The organism is Neolewinella sp., from assembly GCF_965214665.1.
In the GTDB taxonomy this organism is placed as follows: domain Bacteria; phylum Bacteroidota; class Bacteroidia; order Chitinophagales; family Saprospiraceae; genus Neolewinella.
Genome location: NZ_OZ243970.1, coordinates 3,426,549 through 3,443,506, shown reverse-complemented (window position 1 = coordinate 3,443,506; position 16,958 = coordinate 3,426,549). Strand labels below are relative to the sequence as shown.

At 61.0% G+C, this 16,958-nt stretch carries 16 protein-coding genes; 5 read left to right on the top strand and 11 right to left on the bottom strand.

Annotated features, from left to right (window positions below; genetic code table 11):
* Nucleotides 1-33 precede the first annotated feature (33 nt).
* The 5 genes from ACOOHD_RS14800 to ACOOHD_RS14780 all read right to left on the bottom strand — a co-directional run bounded on the left by ACOOHD_RS14800 (nt 34) and on the right by ACOOHD_RS14780 (nt 6,473).
* Entirely contained in the window at nt 34-2,484 is a 2,451-nt protein-coding gene (locus ACOOHD_RS14800) for a glutaminase domain-containing protein (protein ID WP_420458656.1), read from the bottom strand.
* Nucleotides 2,485-3,297: 813 nt separating this feature from the next.
* Entirely contained in the window at nt 3,298-4,146 is an 849-nt protein-coding gene (locus ACOOHD_RS14795; protein ID WP_420458655.1) for a DUF6624 domain-containing protein, read from the bottom strand.
* A 53-nt stretch (nt 4,147-4,199) separates the two neighbouring features.
* On the bottom strand, nt 4,200-4,388 hold the full coding sequence (locus tag ACOOHD_RS14790; RefSeq protein WP_420458654.1) for a hypothetical protein: 189 nt from the start codon (nt 4,386-4,388) through the stop codon (nt 4,200-4,202).
* Between the two features lie 214 nt (nt 4,389-4,602).
* Nucleotides 4,603-5,031, bottom strand: coding sequence for a hypothetical protein (locus tag ACOOHD_RS14785; protein ID WP_420458653.1), 429 nt, complete (start codon nt 5,029-5,031; stop codon nt 4,603-4,605).
* 74 nt (nt 5,032-5,105) lie between these two features.
* Entirely contained in the window at nt 5,106-6,473 is a 1,368-nt protein-coding gene (locus tag ACOOHD_RS14780) for a Gfo/Idh/MocA family protein (protein ID WP_420458652.1), read from the bottom strand.
* Nucleotides 6,474-6,791: 318 nt separating this feature from the next.
* Between ACOOHD_RS14780 and ACOOHD_RS14775 the strand changes: the two genes are divergently transcribed.
* On the top strand, nt 6,792-7,079 hold the full coding sequence (locus tag ACOOHD_RS14775; protein ID WP_420458651.1) for a Sec-independent protein translocase subunit TatA/TatB: 288 nt from the start codon (nt 6,792-6,794) through the stop codon (nt 7,077-7,079).
* 55 nt (nt 7,080-7,134) lie between these two features.
* Here ACOOHD_RS14775 and ACOOHD_RS14770 read toward each other — a convergent pair whose 3' ends face one another.
* Entirely contained in the window at nt 7,135-8,211 is a 1,077-nt protein-coding gene (locus tag ACOOHD_RS14770; protein ID WP_420458650.1) for a serine hydrolase domain-containing protein, read from the bottom strand.
* Between the two features lie 111 nt (nt 8,212-8,322).
* On the opposite strand from ACOOHD_RS14770, the gene lysS reads away from it, so the two are divergent.
* The 3 genes from lysS (at nt 8,323) to ACOOHD_RS14755 (ending at nt 11,508) form a co-directional block, all read left to right on the top strand.
* The gene (gene lysS / locus ACOOHD_RS14765) at nt 8,323-9,846 is read left to right on the top strand and encodes a lysine--tRNA ligase (protein ID WP_420458649.1); all 1,524 of its coding nucleotides are present in this window, start codon (nt 8,323-8,325) and stop codon (nt 9,844-9,846) included.
* 101 nt (nt 9,847-9,947) lie between these two features.
* Entirely contained in the window at nt 9,948-10,733 is a 786-nt protein-coding gene (gene lgt, locus ACOOHD_RS14760) for a prolipoprotein diacylglyceryl transferase (RefSeq protein ID WP_420458648.1), read from the top strand.
* Nucleotides 10,734-10,899: 166 nt separating this feature from the next.
* Nucleotides 10,900-11,508, top strand: a complete 609-nt coding sequence (locus ACOOHD_RS14755) for an HAD family hydrolase (RefSeq protein WP_420458647.1) — start codon at nt 10,900-10,902, stop codon at nt 11,506-11,508.
* 54 nt (nt 11,509-11,562) lie between these two features.
* On the opposite strand, the gene purQ is transcribed toward ACOOHD_RS14755, so the two are convergent.
* Genes purQ through ACOOHD_RS14735 form a run of 4 tightly spaced genes read right to left on the bottom strand, consistent with a single transcriptional unit; the run spans nt 11,563 to nt 14,867 of the window.
* Complete coding sequence (purQ, locus tag ACOOHD_RS14750) at nt 11,563-12,264, bottom strand: phosphoribosylformylglycinamidine synthase subunit PurQ (RefSeq protein WP_420458646.1); 702 nt, start codon at nt 12,262-12,264, stop codon at nt 11,563-11,565.
* Nucleotides 12,265-12,292: 28 nt separating this feature from the next.
* Nucleotides 12,293-12,988 (bottom strand): SIR2 family NAD-dependent protein deacylase, encoded by a 696-nt coding sequence (locus ACOOHD_RS14745; RefSeq protein WP_420458645.1) that lies wholly within the window; start codon nt 12,986-12,988, stop codon nt 12,293-12,295.
* Nucleotides 12,985-13,740, bottom strand: coding sequence for an enoyl-CoA hydratase/isomerase family protein (locus ACOOHD_RS14740; protein WP_420458644.1), 756 nt, complete (start codon nt 13,738-13,740; stop codon nt 12,985-12,987). Before ACOOHD_RS14740 ends, ACOOHD_RS14745 begins: the two co-directional genes overlap by 4 nt.
* A 38-nt stretch (nt 13,741-13,778) precedes the next feature.
* Nucleotides 13,779-14,867: an L-dopachrome tautomerase-related protein gene (locus tag ACOOHD_RS14735; protein WP_420458643.1), complete on the bottom strand. Its 1,089-nt coding sequence runs from the start codon at nt 14,865-14,867 to the stop codon at nt 13,779-13,781.
* A gap of 193 nt (nt 14,868-15,060) precedes the next feature.
* Here ACOOHD_RS14735 and dusB point away from each other — a divergent pair, with 193 nt between their 5' ends.
* Nucleotides 15,061-16,050 (top strand): tRNA dihydrouridine synthase DusB, encoded by a 990-nt coding sequence (gene dusB / locus ACOOHD_RS14730; RefSeq protein WP_420458642.1) that lies wholly within the window; start codon nt 15,061-15,063, stop codon nt 16,048-16,050.
* Here dusB and ACOOHD_RS14725 read toward each other — a convergent pair whose 3' ends face one another.
* Nucleotides 16,051-16,953 carry a neutral zinc metallopeptidase gene (locus tag ACOOHD_RS14725; protein ID WP_420458641.1) on the bottom strand — a complete coding sequence of 301 codons (903 nt, stop codon included), beginning with the start codon at nt 16,951-16,953 and terminating at the stop codon, nt 16,051-16,053.
* Nucleotides 16,954-16,958 lie beyond the last annotated feature (5 nt).

The following is a 16,958-nucleotide window of genomic DNA, read 5'->3' as shown; positions in this document are numbered from 1 at the left end:
CGGTTAGTTGTTTTTGCATGATATAGTGGTGGACTACCTAGCAGTTGCCCATTTGTCGGCGAGTAGTTTGATGAAGTACCCCCCGACCACGCTTCGGGCCTTGAAGCCGCGCTGGTCGCCGCTGGAAGTCCAGTGCCAGTCGCTCATTGGTACGCGGTCCTCGGTCTCCACGGCGTAGCGGTAGACGGGGTCGGCAAACTCCTTAAACTCCTCCCGGGTGTCGGTCAGCGTAGCGGTCCACAGGATCCAGTCCGACTTGCTGTAGTCGGAGCGGTTGTCCAGCGGTAGGCCGTAGGTGTTGTTCTTGGTCTCGTAGTAGGCCAGTTCGGTAGCGTATACTTCCTGGGGGAACAGGTCCAGCCCGATGAGCTTGTCCCAGACGAGGTTGTACTTCTGGCTCCAGGTGTTGGGATTATCGAAGGCCAGTACGTAGTGGTCGTCGGCATCGGCCAGTTCCATCCACTGCTGGGCCATCTCGTGGGCCCGGTCGGAATAGGTCTCCGCCGCGTCCTCCTTGGCCAGCTGCTCGGCCAGGTAGCCGTAGCCACCAACCCCCACGATGGCTTTGACCGAAAGATTGGCGTTGCGGGCCAGGTGGCCGGAAAAGTCATCGGTTGAGAGTTGGTTCGCCGGGTCGAGGCCCTCCTCGGCCAGGTAGTCCGCCCAGGTGGTGAGCGTTTCCCAGTGCTGCTCGGCGTAGTCGGCATTACCCTCGGCCTTAGCAATGGCGGCGGTGAGTACGATCATATTGCCGGCCTCCTCAACCGGCATATCTTCCCCGTACGTCTGCCCGGTCGCAATCGGGTAGGTACCCAGATCATGCGCGGGAAAGGGTTTTTTCCACTTGCCGCTCTCGCTGTAGTAAAAGATGCCGTTCAGCATTCCCTTCAGCAGATCGGGGTTGTAAGCCAGGAAGAGGGGGGCGGAAGGGTAAGTGACGTCCACTGTATTGATGGACCCGTTGCTGTTGTTCTCCTTCGATAGGAAGAGGATCTCTCCGTTGGGGCTTTCCACCAGCTTATGCGCCGCGATCGACTGGCGGTACCCGATCTCTAAAAGCTCGGCGTACTCCTCACCCCCCGCAGTCTCCGCCTCGTGCCGGAGTTGGTCGTTGAATGCCTCGCACCGCCCGATGATTGCCTCGTGGTCGGTATACGCCCGCTCGAGCTCTTCGGACAGGGAGTTCTCACCGTCTTTATTCCACCACGGGCGCAGCCGCTCACCGAAGTAATTGATGGAGTATAGGTCATCGTATCCCAGTAGGACCAAGTACTCCTTTTCCTCCTCGATTTGCTCCTGCGGAAAGATGGTCGTCAGGACCAGCTGCTTGCCCTCGGTCTGCGCCGCGGCGGGGGTGCCGCTCATGAAGTCGGCGATGGCTTCGCTCTGCGAGACTACCCGCTGGACGGCCCCGGCATCCCTGGGCGTTGCTAGGTAGAGGTAGCCCCAGTCGATGCGCAGGTCGTCCCCTCGTTTCTCCAGTACGGGTTGTGCCTCGGTCCCTACTTTTAGGTAGTCCAGCGTTGCGGACGACCCCGTTTCCGCCACCATATTGTCCCCCGCCATATTAGCGGCGATAAGCGATGAGGCACCGAAGTAGACCTGCACGTCGTGGGCCTGCTCGTCATTCGGCGCAGTCTTGATCGACACGTAGGATACCGGTCGGGAGAGCAGGTCAAGATCGTCCATCAGCAGCGGCGAGGTGAACGTGAGGTCTACGTCGACGCCTCCACACTCCAGGGTGTAGCTCGTCTGGGTGGCGGTCAGATCCAGGGCGGTCTGGCGGGCGGGCTCGGGCTTTGCGGTTACCCGGACCAGGTCCACCACGCCGGCATTCAGCCACTGCCCCCCCCGGTTATTTTTGACGTGCACGGCCAGCACGTTGTTTTCTTCGCTTAGCTTGTCCAGCGCCGCCTGGGGAATACGGTAGTACCTAAACTCATCGGGGCTGGTCCAGCATTCCTCGCATTCGTAGAGTAGCTCGCCGTTCAAATAGGCGTGCACGTCGTCGTCGTGGGATAATTTAAGGTAGGGCTCCTCGAAGTCCAGCGCCGCCAGATCGAAGCGCTTTCGCAACCAGATGTTATCGGAGGTCCAGGCGGTCGTAGCCTGCCCCTCGTTACCGAACGGTGCCGTGGCCTGCGACCAGTGGCTGTCATCATAATCGGTCACTTGCCAACCCTCCCCGGGGTCCGCCTCGGTGATCAGTGCATTCTCCGAAGTTGGCACGATATCCCGGTAGGCTACGGCCTCCTCCCCCAGGAAGCGGTACGTAGTCCCGTCGACCATGATCAGCCCGACGAGTGCCTGCTGGGTGCCCGTCCAGTGAGCGGTAGGCGCGGCGGTGATGTCATCGTTCATCGCCCAAATACTGAAGTAGGGGTCATGTACGACTAGCGGGTAGGCCGGTGCCTGACGCTCGTTCTGCGCCACTACGCTTCCGTAGGTAAAGAGGCTAATCAGGAGGAGGAAATAGTATTTCATATATGCTTTTTGTTTTGGATAGGGTCATAGAAGGGACCGCATACGGCATGCACCGTATGTCCAACTGTAGATCGGCAGCGGCACGATCTACGGTTCTGGTACCGAAAACTGTGGGTGACTTGTCGTTGGGCCGGCATCTCCTGAAAGCCCACCACGCTAGGCACGGCCAGGAGCGAGCACAGAGCAGTCAGGGTGACCGAAGACGGCCGCCGGGACGGAAGTAAAATTGAGCTGTAACCGGGACTAAGTTTAGTTAGATGATCAAGTGTAAAGTGTACTATGGACTATTAAGCTACAGCAATATATAAACTTGTGAACCAATAGCCAAACAGCCAAAAGTTATTTCTCTTCCCCCAATGTAGATTTCGGGTCCGCCGACTAATTCGGTTTAGTCATTTTGTCGTACAACCCGCATTCTAGCTTACTTATGGCCCGTTTTGGGAGAGGCGCGGGCTAGAAACAAAGGGCTAAAGAAATCCCCCAAAATTTTTTTACGCGCTCTGTTGACCCCCGGTACGCCACGCAACCATCCGTTCCGTAGCAGCTTTCGGGGCGGGGCCGCAGGTGCAAAGTTGGTGGAATGGGCAAAATGCCAGGGCAGGCCTCAGGACGGATCAAACCGTCCCCCAGCGAAATCTTCCAGTCCGTCCAGAAGCCCATCGCAAAAGTTCCCCGGGTCGAGCTAGGAGGCATCCAGCTCCCAGTTGGGTAGCGCAAACCAATTGGAATCGGCGGATACGGCGAAGGTGCCCAGCATCTCGCGCTTCATGCGGGTGTAGTCGCAGCAGGACTGAAGGAAGTATACAAAGCGGTCTATTGCTGCGGAACGGTAAACGTTATTCCGAAGTGGGTTAGGTAGTCCGCTAAGGGCTCCATTCCGCGCGCCGCGCGCCGGTCATCCACCTCACCAGGGTCGACTAACTGACCCAGCTCCATCTGTCCCGTAGCTGGGTTGCGCACCAGTTGGGTGCCGTATACTTGAGGTTTACCTTCATCCAGTAGGGTTCGGTCGGTGAGCATGGCGACTGTACCCCAGTGTATATCTCCCCGCACCGCGGCGGCTTCCAGCGCGGGCAGGTGAGGCTTCCGGTAGCGGGCGGGGGCATGTTGTAGAACGGCCCAAATGCCGGCCATTTGCTCCTCGCTCACTTCCGACTTAGCTGGAATACCGCAGGTTTCGATAAAACTGGTGATGATCTCCCAGTTTGCGTGGTTGATCCTACGAGCTACCGGGTCAAACCCGCGGCTAGATTGATCTCGATCAAACACCTCCTGCAGCAGATCAGTCTTATCTCTACAGTCGATAGTAATACGTCGTAGTTCGGGGCCTTCGTTGATCGCACGGGTAAGTGCACGCTGCTGCTCCTTTTCTGCATCGGTAGCGCCTGGGTGAAGAATTATTTCAGTTACCCGTCCTGACGCATCGCCGTAGTACGCTATCGCGTACTCCTCCGGATCGTAGATGCGCTGAAGCGAATCGGCAGTCAGGACCTCACCATTGGGGTCTTTAACTACCCAGGTAGTAGTATCGGGAAAGGCAAAACGGAGTGCGCGCGCGATGAGCGTGTCGTGACTGATGGGAGTCAGTCCGTCGGGGGTACAGGATGCTTCGCTAGTACAAGCGGTGAGCGCTACGAATGCTATAGCGGATAGTAATTTCATCGGTGACTAAAGTAAGGCTCGCTTTACTGGAAGTACTGCGGCTAAAGCCACAACTACGCGACCATCAGCTCAAACACCGTGATCTCCGGCCGCACATTAAAGCGCACGGGCCACGAGCAGCCCAGCGCCCGGTTGACGTAGAGCGTACGGCCATCACGTGGATCGACCCGACCGGCGGCGTAGCGCTCGTTCTTGATGGGCAGCACGGGCGGGTTGAGGAAGGCGGTTTGACCTGCCCCCATGCAGGCTGGTGACCGGCATTTGCTGGTGGACGAACTCCATCCAGTAGGGCTCCACCTGCCAACTGTAGAGGCCCGGGGGGAGCGCTACGGCGGTGGACCAGGAGGCGGTTTTCAGGAAGTTGCGGCGGGTGAGTTTCATCATTGGCGTCCCGATAGCTATCGGGAGAGGCTGCATTTTGCTGCCGCTGCCGGAGGCAGCATTGTACTAGCACTACTACCGTTTAAGAAAGCGGTCGGTACGAAATACCTGCTCGCCACCCGGCACCAGACTTTCCAGTCCGCAGTTGCACTCCAGGGCGGCGGTGAGGTAGCGGATGGTGAGTTGCTCGTCCGATACCGCGAGCACTTCGTAGTCGACGGGGCGAAGTCCGAGGTCCGGGAGAGGCTGCGTTTCGATGATCTTACCGTCTAGCACCCAAGTGCCGTTTACATAGTTGCGTGTGTAGGTGCCATCTGCATTTAGCAGTAACCAAGTAGTATCATCGCTCTGCTTAAACATCTCCTGCCCGGAGGTAGCGCGGGTGATGGAGAACTCCTGGAGCTGCCAGTCGGCGGAGAGGGTCTCGGTGGTGATGCTGTCGTCGGTGTCTTTAGTGCAGGCGGTGAGAAGCAATAAGAGGAGTAGGGGAAGGAGGTAGTTCATGTGTGGTAGCGTAGTTAGTTAGCGCGGTCGGAGACCGCATTGTACTGGCGCTGCCGGAGGCAGCATTGTACTGGTCACACCATTTTCATCTTGCTGGGGTCCCAGTCCACAACGCGGCGCTCGTAGTAGCTAGTATTGGCGGCTAGCGAAGGGGCGGCGGCCCGGAAGCCGAAGGCGCCATCCTCTACCACCTTACCGCCGGTACGGATGGCCTCGATCCAGTTGCCGAAGTGGTGCACATGGTCGGAGTAACCGTCGGGAACGCGGTAAGTCCATTCGTCCGGTCCCTGTACGGTAGCGGCGGCAGGGGGGTATTCGGAGGTGTACCATTCTTCGAACTCCGCGCGGCCGGCTTCCGAGAAGGTGCCAAAGGAGTCCCAGCCACCGTAGCCGGGGGCCTGCGGTAGGGTCTTGCGGCGTAGCGTGATGCTGCCGCCATCTACCTCTAGACTCCCCTCCGTGCCAACGAAACGGGTCCGCGACCCACCCCCACCACCGTCCACAAAGTTGACCCGCAGCTGCATGTTAAAGGCCGGGTGTCCCTCCTGCTGGCCGTAGTCGCAACTGGCGATGAATACGTCGGGTACGTCACGTCCGTCCTTCCAGTACCGTAGGCCGCCGGTGGAAAAGATCCGCTCTGGCCCCAAAGAGTCGAGGATGCGGTGGGCACCACTGAACAAGTGCACGAAAAGGTCGCCCGCCACCCCCGTCCCGTAGTCCCGGTAGTTGCGCCAGCGGAAGAAGCGGGTGGCATCGAAGGGCCGGTCGCCGGTATCCTTGAGAAAGGTGTCCCAGTCCACGGTCTCAGGGGAGGCGTCGCGGGGGATGGAGTACTGCCACGCCCCCAGCGCATCGAAGCGGTCGTTGTAGGTTTCGACCAGTACCAGCTGCCCGAGATCACCCCGCCGGTAGAGCTCCCGCGCCTGCTCGGTCAGGATGGAGCTTACCCGCTGACTACCCACCATCAGCACCCCCTGGTTGCGCCGCTCGGCCTCCAGCACGGCATGCCCCTCGTCGAGCTGCTGCACCAGCGGCTTTTCGCAGTACACGTGCTTACCCGCGTCCAGGGCGGCAATGGTGATGGTGTCGTGCCAGTGATCGGGGGTGGCGACGATCACGGCGTCCACGTCGGGGCGGGCGAGTACCTCGCGGTAGTCGCGGGTCACGAAGAGGTCTTCGCCGTACACCTCCCGCGCTCGCTCCAGTCGACCGGTGTAGAGGTCGCAGGCGGCTACCAGTTCCACGCCCGTATTCTGTAGCGCCGCGTTCACGTCGTTGAAGCCCTGGATACCCATACCGATGCAGGCCAGGTTGATGCGGTCGTTGGGACCGTATCCGAGGCGGGGGGCAGCCAGTAGCTCCGTCCCCGAAAGGAGTATCGGGGCAGTGAAGAGGCCACCGGAAAATTGCCGTAAGAACCGGCGACGGGAAGACACAGACATGGTAGTGTATAATTATGCGATGATTGATATAACGGTCCCACAATTTACTCCGCACCCGCGGCCCCGCCCGTCTATTGTACAGACCCAGCTTTGCTGGGGTAGACCCCTCGCTGGCGCGTTCGGGGGTAGACCGCTAAAGCGGGTAGAGCTGCCGCATGTCGTGCCTGCGAGCCAAGTCTACCCCGAAGGGTCTACCGCGCAGCGTCTAACCAGCCGAAGGCGTCTACCTTCCCGAAGGGAAGTCTAAACAACTTCCCCCGCCCACACACGTTATCCACACCAGGCCGTATCTTTGCCCATGCCTTTAATAACTTGACCATGACGACCACGCTGCTGTTCCTCAACGCTATCGGACCGGAGATGATTCTGGTCTTCTTTGCTATCCTGCTGCTCTTCGGCGGCAAAAAAATCCCCGAGCTGATGCGCGGCATCGGTAAGGGTATCCGCGAGTTTAATACCGCGAAGGGCTCCCTCGAGCAAGAGCTTAAGGAGGGTATGCGCGAGGAAGAGCAGCGCGAACGCGACGCCCGCGAGCTCAAGGAACTTCGCGAGCGCGAAGCCCGCCGCCAGCGCGAGGAGTCCTTCATCACCCGCGACAACGACTAAGCTCGTCCGCCCTCGTCGGCCGAATCCCCGCACAGCGGGTTCGTCCGCCGAGTCTTTACCGCAACAACTGCATCCCCGCCCGGTCCACCTCCGGTCCCATCAGCAACGCATTGGTCAGCACGACCACCCCGCGCTGCTGCTCCACGTCTACGCCCGTAAATGCCCGGTAGCCCGCTACCGCGCCGTTGTGCCAGTATACGGTACGGCCTGGTTCGGGGCTAAGAATCTGCCAGGCCAGTCCCACTGCCTGCGGTCCCTCTAATTCAACCACCGGCTCACGCGTCAGGGTTAGTACCCGATTACTCGTATCCATCTGGGCGGTTAGAAAACGCGCCATGTCTTGCGGTGTAGACACGATCGCGCCCGCCCCCGCCATTGCATCCGTGAAGTGCCAGTAGGGGGCCGGTGTGCCGTCCGCGCTATACCCGGGCACTAGCTCCACGCGGCTGCTGTCCGGCCCGTTCGAGGACTGCGTCATACCCAGGGGGTCGAAGATGCGCTCGCGTAGCGCCCCCCCGTAGGTCGTCTCAGCTATTTTGTACGTGAGGGTGTAAGCCAGGATGCCGAAGCCCAGGTTAGAGTACACGCTGCTGCCGTCCTGCTGCACCCCCATCTCGTCGCGTAGGTAGGCTTGCAGTTGCTCCGGCCCGTAAGCACCGTAGGGATTGTCTGGGCTCATAATCACTCCGGGCATGTTGTTGGGCAGCCGGGGCAATCCGGTGGTATGGCTGGCCAGTTGGCCGTAGGTGAAAGTGATGCTGTCGTGGAAGGGGAAATCGTAGGCGGCATTCACGGTATCGTCTAGCTCGATCTCACCACGCTCCACCGCGTCCGCCAGCAGCGTAGCCGTGAAGACCTTAGAGATGGAGCCGATAGCGAAGGCTTTATCGTGGTTGTCGACCGTCACAATTCGGCCGGCCTCATGACGGGCACCGAGGTAGTCCGTTTGGCCGTCGTGGAGAAATGCGATGGCAACTTCCCCGTTCACGGGCAGCTGAGCGGCAAGGTGATATACAATGGCAAGCTGAGTAGAGTCGAGGTTGTCAGATTGTAGCTCATTACGCAGCGTATCGGTCTGGGCGGTGGTCATGAGGGAGGTAAGCAGCGTGCAGAGCAGCAGGAAGCGTCTCATCAGATAGTATTTCCCAGAAGGTAGGCAGCGGGCGGGGCCGCAGGTGCAAGCAATCGACGAATGGCGGCCTTTAGCGGCTTAAACCTACCTTTGCCCGCCAGCCCCTCACGAATGGAATTTACCGACCAGGAACTCACCCGCCGCGACAACCTCGCCAAGATCCGCGCCCTGGGCATCGAGCCCTTCCCGGCCGCTGCCTTCCCCGTTACCCACCTAGCCGCCGATATCCTAGCCCAGGTCGAGGAAGACGGAGAGGGCAAGGTCACCAACCTACAGGACGTCACCCTAGCCGGCCGCATCATGAGCCAGCGCATCATGGGTAAGGCTGCCTTCGCTAACCTACAGGACAGCAGCGGCCGCATCCAGCTCTACGTGAGCCGCGACGACATTGCCCCCGGCGAGGATAAGGCGCTGTACAACGACCTGTTTAAGAAGCTGATCGACCTGGGCGACTTCGTCGGCGTAAAGGGCTTCGTCTTCAAGACCCGCACCGGCGAGATCAGTGTGCACGTGAAGGAGCTGACCTTCCTCGGAAAGTCACTGCGCCCCCTGCCCAGCCCCAAGAAGGACGAGGAGGGCAAGGTCTACGATGAGTTTAAGGACCCCGAGTTGCGCTACCGCATGCGCTACGTCGATCTCACCGTCAACCCAAAAGTGAAGGAAACCTTCCGCAAGCGCAGCCGCCTCATCACGGCCATGCGGCAGTTCCTCGACGACCTCGGCCTGATGGAGGTGGAGACGCCCGTGCTCCAACCCATCCACGGCGGTGCCGCCGCCCGCCCCTTCAAGACCCACCACAATACGCTCGACGTGCCGATGTACCTACGCATCGCCAACGAGCTGTACCTGAAACGGCTCATCATTGGGGGCTTCGACGGGGTGTACGAGTTCGCCAAGATCTTCCGCAACGAGGGCATGGACCGCACCCACAACCCGGAGTTCACCATGGTCGAGTTCTACGTGGCCTATAAGGACTACAACTGGATGATGGACACCTGCGAGCAGCTCCTCGAGCACAGCGTCCGGGCCATCGGCGACGGCGGCAGGACCGAGGTCACCATCGACGGCAAGACCATCGACTTTAAGGGCCCCTACCGCCGCCTCACCATGGCCGATGCCATCCGCGAGCACACCGGCGAGGACATCGACGGTGCCGACGAGACCGAGCTGCGCGCCATCGCCGAGCGCCTCGATGTCCACGTCGACAAAACCATGGGCCGCGGCAAGCTCATCGACGAGATCTTCGGCGAATGCGTAGAAGCCTCCCTCATCCAGCCCACCTTCATCACCGACTACCCCGTCGAGATGAGCCCCCTGACCAAGAAGCACCGCAGCAAGGAGGGCCTGGTGGAGCGCTTCGAGCTCATCGTCAACGGCAAGGAGCTCGCCAACGCCTACTCCGAGCTCAACGACCCCATCGACCAGCGCGCCCGCTTCGAGGAGCAGCTTCAGCTCGCCCAGCGCGGCGACGCCGAGGCCATGGCCATGGACGAAGACTTCCTGCGCGCCCTCGAGTACGGCATGCCCCCCACGGCCGGCATCGGCATCGGTATCGACCGGCTGGTGATGCTACTTACGGGGCAGAAGAGTATTCAGGAGGTGCTGTTCTTTCCGCAAATGAAACCGGAGCGGTAGACTCCCCTTCGGGGAAGTAGACCCTACGGGGTAGACCGCTTCGCGGGTAGACGCTTCCCTGGTTAGACGGCCCCGCAACAACTCACCAACTCACCAACGCAATGCTATTCATCACCTGGGAGGCCTCCCCCGAAATCTTCTCCATCGGTCCCATCACGCTGCGGTGGTACGGGATGATGTTTGCCGTGGGCTTCCTGCTGGGCTTTATGATGGTGCGGCGCATGTTCCTGCGGGAGGGGGCACCGGAGGCGTGGTTGGACTACTGCTTCTACTTTCTCATCGGCGGCACGATCCTGGGGGCACGGCTGGGGCATATCCTGTTTTATCAGTGGGACTATTACAGCCAGCATCCGGGCGACATTCTAAAAATTTGGGAGGGCGGACTGGCCAGTCACGGCGGGGTGATCGGGGTGGTGACGGCGCTATGGCTGTTCAGTAAGTTCGTGAGTAAAAAGTCGTTCTTCTGGATCAGCGATAAGGTGGCCGCGCCCATCGCCCTGGTCGGTGCCATGATCCGCTTCGGCAACCTGATGAACTCCGAGATCGTGGGTACGCCAAGTGATGCCCCCTGGGCCTTCCTCTTCGTCAACGCCGTACCGCGCACCCTGGCCGACGTGCCCCGCCACCCGGTGCAGATCTACGAATCCCTCAGCTACCTGCTCACCTTCGGTCTCCTCCTGGCCCTCTACTGGAAGACGGATGTGCGCAAAAAACCCGGTTTTCTCACCGGCCTCTGGTTCGTGCTCATCTTCGGTTTCCGCTTCGTGTGGGAGTACTTTAAGAGCGATCAGGGGGGCTTTGGGGACGCCCTGACTACGGGGCAGTGGTTGAGTGTGCCTTGTGTGCTGGGGGGTCTGGTGCTTATGGCAAGGGGGGCAAGGAGTTAGGGAGTTAAGGGGTAAAGGAGTTAAGGTGCGGGGCAGCTCGCTTCGCTCGTATTAATATACTTGTATTACCTCTCTATATTGTGCCTACGCCACCTACGCCACCTACGCCGCCTATGCCGCCCGCCTTAACTCCTTGACCCCCTGACCCCTTAACTCCTTGACCCCCTTGACCATCATCTTCGACCTAGGCAACGTCCTCATCCGCTGGCAGCCGCGCGCGCTATTCGAGAAGGTGTTCGACACCAAGGAAGAGGTGGACTACTTCCTCGGGAACGTAGCCACCCTGGAGTGGAACGAGAAGCAGGATGCCGGCCGCACCATCGCCGAGGGCACCCGCGAGCTCATCGCGCAGTACCCCGACTACGAGCGCGAGATCCGCATCTACTACGACCGCTGGACGGAAACGATCACCGGGCCCATCGCAGGCACCGTGGAGATCCTACGCGAACTACATGCGACGGGGAAGTACCGCCTCCTGGCCCTGACCAACTGGTCGCACGAGCTCTTCCCCTGGGCCCGGAAGACCTTCGACTTCCTGGCGCTCTTCGAGGCCATCATGGTTTCCGGGGAGGTGGGGTTGCAGAAGCCCGATCCGGCCATCTATAAATTGCTGCACGATACCTACGACCTACGGGGCTACACCGACTGCGTCTTCATCGACGACAACCTGCGTAATGTGGAGGCGGCGCGGGCGGAGGGGCTCGATGCGATCCGGTTTGTGGGGCCGGAGCAGCTGCGGGGGGAGCTGAAGAAGCGGGATATAGGTGTTGGATAGGCGTTGGACAGGCGTTGGACGCTTTAGAAGCGTCCAACGCCTAACGCCTAACGCCTAAGCCGCCACCGCCTCCACCAGCCCCTGAAAGATAACCAGCCCGTCCTCATTACCCAGCACGGCCTCGCTGGCCCGCTCCGGGTGGGGCATCATGCCGAAGACGTTGCGCTCCGCATTGCAGATGCCGGCAATGTTACCCACGCTGCCGTTGTAGTTGCTATCAAGGTTTACCTCGCCGGCCCCATCGCAGTAGCGGAAGAGAATCTGGTCGTTCTGGTTGAGCTGAAAGATCGTCTCCTCGTCGGCGTAGTAGCGGCCCTCGGCATGGGCGATGGGGATGCGTAGTACCTGACCGGGAGAAAGGTGACGGTTAGTGGGCGCATTATCGGTCTCGGCGCGCAGGTAGACGCTCTTGGCGATAAATTTCTGGTCGCGATTACGGAGCAGGGCACCGGGCAGCAGGTGGGCCTCGCAGAGGATTTGGAAACCATTGCAGATACCGAAGACGTAGCCTCCCCGATTAGCGAAGTCGATCACCGACTTCATAATCGGCGAGAAGCGCGCCACGGCCCCCGCCCGCACGTAGTCGCCGTAGCTGAAGCCGCCGGGCACGATGATGCAGTCATCGGTGGTTAGACCGCCGAGGTCCTCGTTTTTGTGCCATAATTTCACTACCTCACGGCCCATTACGGTGCCGAGCACATGCACCACATCGTCGTCACAGTTGCTACCGGGGAAAACCACCACTCCGAATTTCATACGCCTCGCGTTAGGCCGCGAAGATAGGCTACAGCACGCTAGGCAGCAGCTCCGCCACGCGCTCCATGCCCGCACTTCCCCCCATTTCCAGCACGTGAAGATTTTCCCTTCCCCGCAGCTCATACCCCACCTCGGGCACCGGATCGATATAAAAAACAGGCGCGGCCGCAGGTGCAAAGCCAATGAGGCCGGCGGCCGGATACACCTGGAGCGAAGTCCCCACGATGATCACCGCATCGGCCGTCTGTACCTCCAGCGCGGCCCGCTCAATCAGCGGTACGTCCTCGCCGAACCAGACGACGTGGGGGCGGAGTTGTACGCCTCGCTCGTCTACATCTCCCGTGCGCAGGTCCCCCTCCCACTCCATAGCTGCTTCGGTATCGTTGACCGGGCGCACCTTAGTCAGCTCTCCGTGGAGGTGGATGACGTTCGTAGAGCCGCCCCGCTCGTGGAGGTCATCGACGTTCTGGGTGATGACGGTGACCCGGTAGTCTTTCTCCAAGGCCGCAATCAGCTTATGGCCCACATTGGGCTTAGCCGTTTTGAGTTGCGCCCGCCGCAGGTTATAGAAGCGCTGCACCAATTCCGGATTACGGGCAAAGGCAGCGGGCGTGGCTACGTCCTCCACCCGGTGTTCCTCCCATAGGCCATTGCTGTCACGAAAGGTTTTGAGGCCGGACTCGGCACTCACTCCAGCCCCCGAAAGCACTACTACATGTTTCATTTCCCCTTAAACTTAGCCAGTGCCCCCTTCGCTTCCGGAGTAAGCACCAGCTGCCCCGTGATCTCCGCCCGCCGCGCCAGCTCCTCCGGCCAGTGGTCGGTGCCCTCCCAGAGGCTGCGCTTGAGACGGGTGGTGGCGGCGGGGCTGTGCTCGGCCAGCCGTTTAGCCAGTAGCCGCGCCTCCCTAAAAAGCTCCTCGGGGCCGGCGTATACCCGCTGGTACAGGTTGTGCTCACGGGCCCAGCGGGAGTCGTGCCACTGGGTATCCCAGCACAGCTCACTGGCGGCCGAAACCCCCATCTTGCGGATCAGCGCGGGCAGAATGACAAAGGGACCGATGGCAATAGCTAGCTCACTCAGCCGCACCTGCGCGCCCTTACACCCCAGGGTATAGTCGGCAGCCGCCGCGATACCCACTCCCCCGCCAATCGCCTTGCCCTGCACGGCTACCACGATGGGCTTGGGGCAACGGCGCATGGCCAGGATCACGTTGGCAAAGCCCATAAAGAAGTCTGTGCCGGTCGCCTCGTCCTCAATGGCCAGTAGCTCGTCCAGGTTGGCCCCGGCGCAGAAGGTTTCGTCGCCGGCACTGCGCAGGAGGACGGCCCGTACGGCGGGATCAGCGGCGGCCTCATCGATCTTGCGAACCAGCTCGGCCAGTAGCCCCGAGGGCATACTGTTGTGGCTCGGGTGGGCGAAAACGATGCGGGCGAAGCCCATGCGGAGCTCCGTAGTTATGGTGCCTTGGTTCATGGGGGAAAGGTAACGCGCGGCTCCGGTTCGCACCGCCCTTACTCCGGTAGCGGGATGCGGTAGATCGGGAAGGTCATCCCCGATACGTCCTTGCCTACGCCGGCCTCCTGCAGCTTCGAATTGGTGAAGTATAGGAAGCCGTCGCCGGCCGAGAAGGTATCCGCCCAGCCTACTTCCGGTCCCTCTACCAGTGTAGTGACCTGGCCCCCATCCGTAACGAATACTACGGCCTGAGCCTCCAGATCGGCCATGATAGTGCCGCCGGTAAGGCGCCACATGCCATCCGGGGCCGGGGTGGTGGCTACGGTAGTGACCGCGGCGGCAGCCGTAGCCGTATCGCGCTGGGCCAGGGCATCCAGGGCAATGGCGTGTAGGGTATAGCCCGATAGTGCATGATAAAGTAGGCGGCCGCCCACCGTGTCGATGGCGATGCCGTCGGAGGGGATCTTCTGAGTGAAGGGGGTTCCAGCGATGTTGAGCGTATCGACCTCCGCCTGCACGGAGGGGTGGCCGTCGAGGTGGCGCCAGCTCTCGCCGCTCTGTAAATCGAGTACCATGAGTGCCCCCTCTCCGGAGTCGGTGAAGTACACCAATTGCCGCCCGCGGTCGACCCGCAGGTCGTTGACGTAGGTAGCCTGCACGGTAGCGGATGGAGCTAACTCATAGGTACGCAGCAACTCGTCGGTCCTCAGGTCGAAGAGGTGAATACGGGGCTGGGTGATCAGGCCCTCCATGAGCGGATTGCGGGTATCGCCTACGTAGAGGGTGTCGCCTACCGCGATGGCACTCTGTACGTTGACCAGCTTGTCGCCGGGGGCCTGGCCAACGTCCCAGGCATTGAGCTCGGTACTGGGATAGGGGCGGGGCTGACCGTCAACGAGCTCCGCCAGCGTATACGGTACACCCTCCCGCCAGCGGGGAAAGGTGGTGAAGATGCGGCCCGCATCGCTGACCGTGATGCCGGTCACCTGTATCCCACTGATCTCGGTCACGCGTTCCAGGGAATCGGCGGGGGGGATAGTGATGGGCAGGGCGTCGTCATCGTCCGCACAAGAACTGATGGCTAAGAGGGAGCAAAGCAGGAGATAAACGACCAAAGGCCATTTGCGTGAGGGGTAGGGTTTCATGGTGTGTTTGTTTTTCACAGCTAACCCAGGTAATGAGCGGTGTGTTTTGGCGGATTGGGCAACTTCCCGACGGGTAGACTCATTTCTATCCTTGCACCTGCGGCCCCGGCCCCTCAGCCTACTTAAACGAGCGAAGCGAGCTGCCCCGCCAATTGTAAATGGTACTTGGTAAATTGTAACTGGTAAATCTCCCATGACCCGAATCGCAGACATAGAACTAGGCGACTTCCCCCTCCTACTAGCCCCCATGGAAGACGTCAGCGACCCCCCCTTCCGGGCCCTCTGTAAGGCCCAGGGTTGCGACATGATGTACACCGAGTTCATCAGCGTGGAGGGGCTCATTCGCGATGCCGATAAGAGCGTGGCCAAGCTGGATATCTACGACTACGAGCGGCCCATCGGTATCCAGATCTTCGGGGCCAACCTGGATAGCATGGTGCAGGCGGCCGACATCGTCACCGAGGCCCAACCGGAGGTACTCGACATCAACTTCGGCTGCCCGGTCAAAAAGGTGGTGTGTAAGGGAGCCGGCGCGGGCATCTTACAGGACATTCCCAAGATGGTGGAGCTGACCAGGGCCATCGTGGACCGCACCCCCCTACCCGTGACCGTCAAGACGCGCCTGGGCTGGGACGACAACAGTAAGTACATCGTAGAGGTAGCCGAACGGCTGCAGGATGTAGGCATTAAGGCCCTGAGCATCCACGGCCGCACCCGCAAGCAGATGTATAAGGGCGAGGCCGACTGGACGCTGATCGGCAAGATCAAGGACAACCCCCGTATCCAGATCCCCATCTTCGGCAATGGCGATATCGACTCACCCGAGAAGGCCGCCGCCTACCGCGACCGCTACGGCGTGGACGGTATCATGATTGGCCGGGCGGCCATCGGCTACCCCTGGATCTTCCGCGAGATCAAGCACTACTTCGCCACCGGGCAACTGCTCGATCCGCCAACCGTGGAGGAGCGGGCGGCCGCGGCGCGCGAGCACCTCCAGCGCAGCATCGACTGGAAGGGCGAGACGCTCGGTATCTTAGAAATGCGGCGGCACTATACGAACTACTTCCGGGGGCTGCCCAACATCAAGCAGTACCGGAAGGTGCTGGTGAGCGAGTTCGACACGGCGGTGCTGTACGGTACGCTGGATGAGATCGAGGCGGTGTACGGCGGTGTGCAGGTGTAGCTACAGCTCGCGCGCCGAGAAGAACCGATCCAACGCCTCCTTACTAGCATCCCCACTCTGATAGCCGGAGGTAAAGGCATCCACCCGCTGCTGCGAGGTACCGTGGGTAAAGCTCTCCGGCACCACGTAGCCCTGGGCTTCCATCTGTAGGCGATCGTCGCCGATGGCGGTGGCCGCATCGATGGCCTCGCCGATGTCGCCGGGCTCGAGGAGCTGGTCCTGCTGGTTGGCGTACTTCGACCAGACGCCGGCGAGGTAGTCGGCCTGGAGTTCAAGACGGACGGACAGGGCGTTGGACTCCTCCTCACTGGTGCGGCCGCGGGCGCGGCTTACGATCTGGCTGTAGCCCAGTAGGTTCTGTACGTGGTGACCGACCTCGTGGGCTACGACGTAGGCCAGGGCAAAATCACCCGGCGCCCCGAAGCGCTGCCGGAGCTGATCGGCGAAAGAGAGGTCGATGTAGACCTTGCTATCGGCCGGGCAGTAGAACGGCCCGGTAGCCGCGCTGGCGAAGCCGCAGCCCGACTGGGCCTGCCCGTTAAAGAGCGTCAGCACCGGCTGTTGGTACTGCCGGCCGTACTGCTGGGGAAAGAGCGTGCCCCAGACCTCCTCGGTGGAGCCCAGCGTGACGCCTACGATGTTGGCGTAGGAGCCGGCCTCGTTGACGTTGCCACCGGGCAGGTTGTCGGGGTCCACGGGGGCGGTCTGCGTAGCGGGTGCCGGGCTGCCCCCGCCGCCGAGGCCGATGTAGTCCAGGGGGTTACCGCCCATGAAGAAGACGATGGCCATGATGACGATGGTGCCGATGCCGAATTTGCCGGCCCCGCCGCCGGTAATGCCGCCCCCGCGCTGGCCGCGGCGGTCGTCGATGTTGCTACTGGTTCTGCGTCCTGAAAGTTTCATGTGTT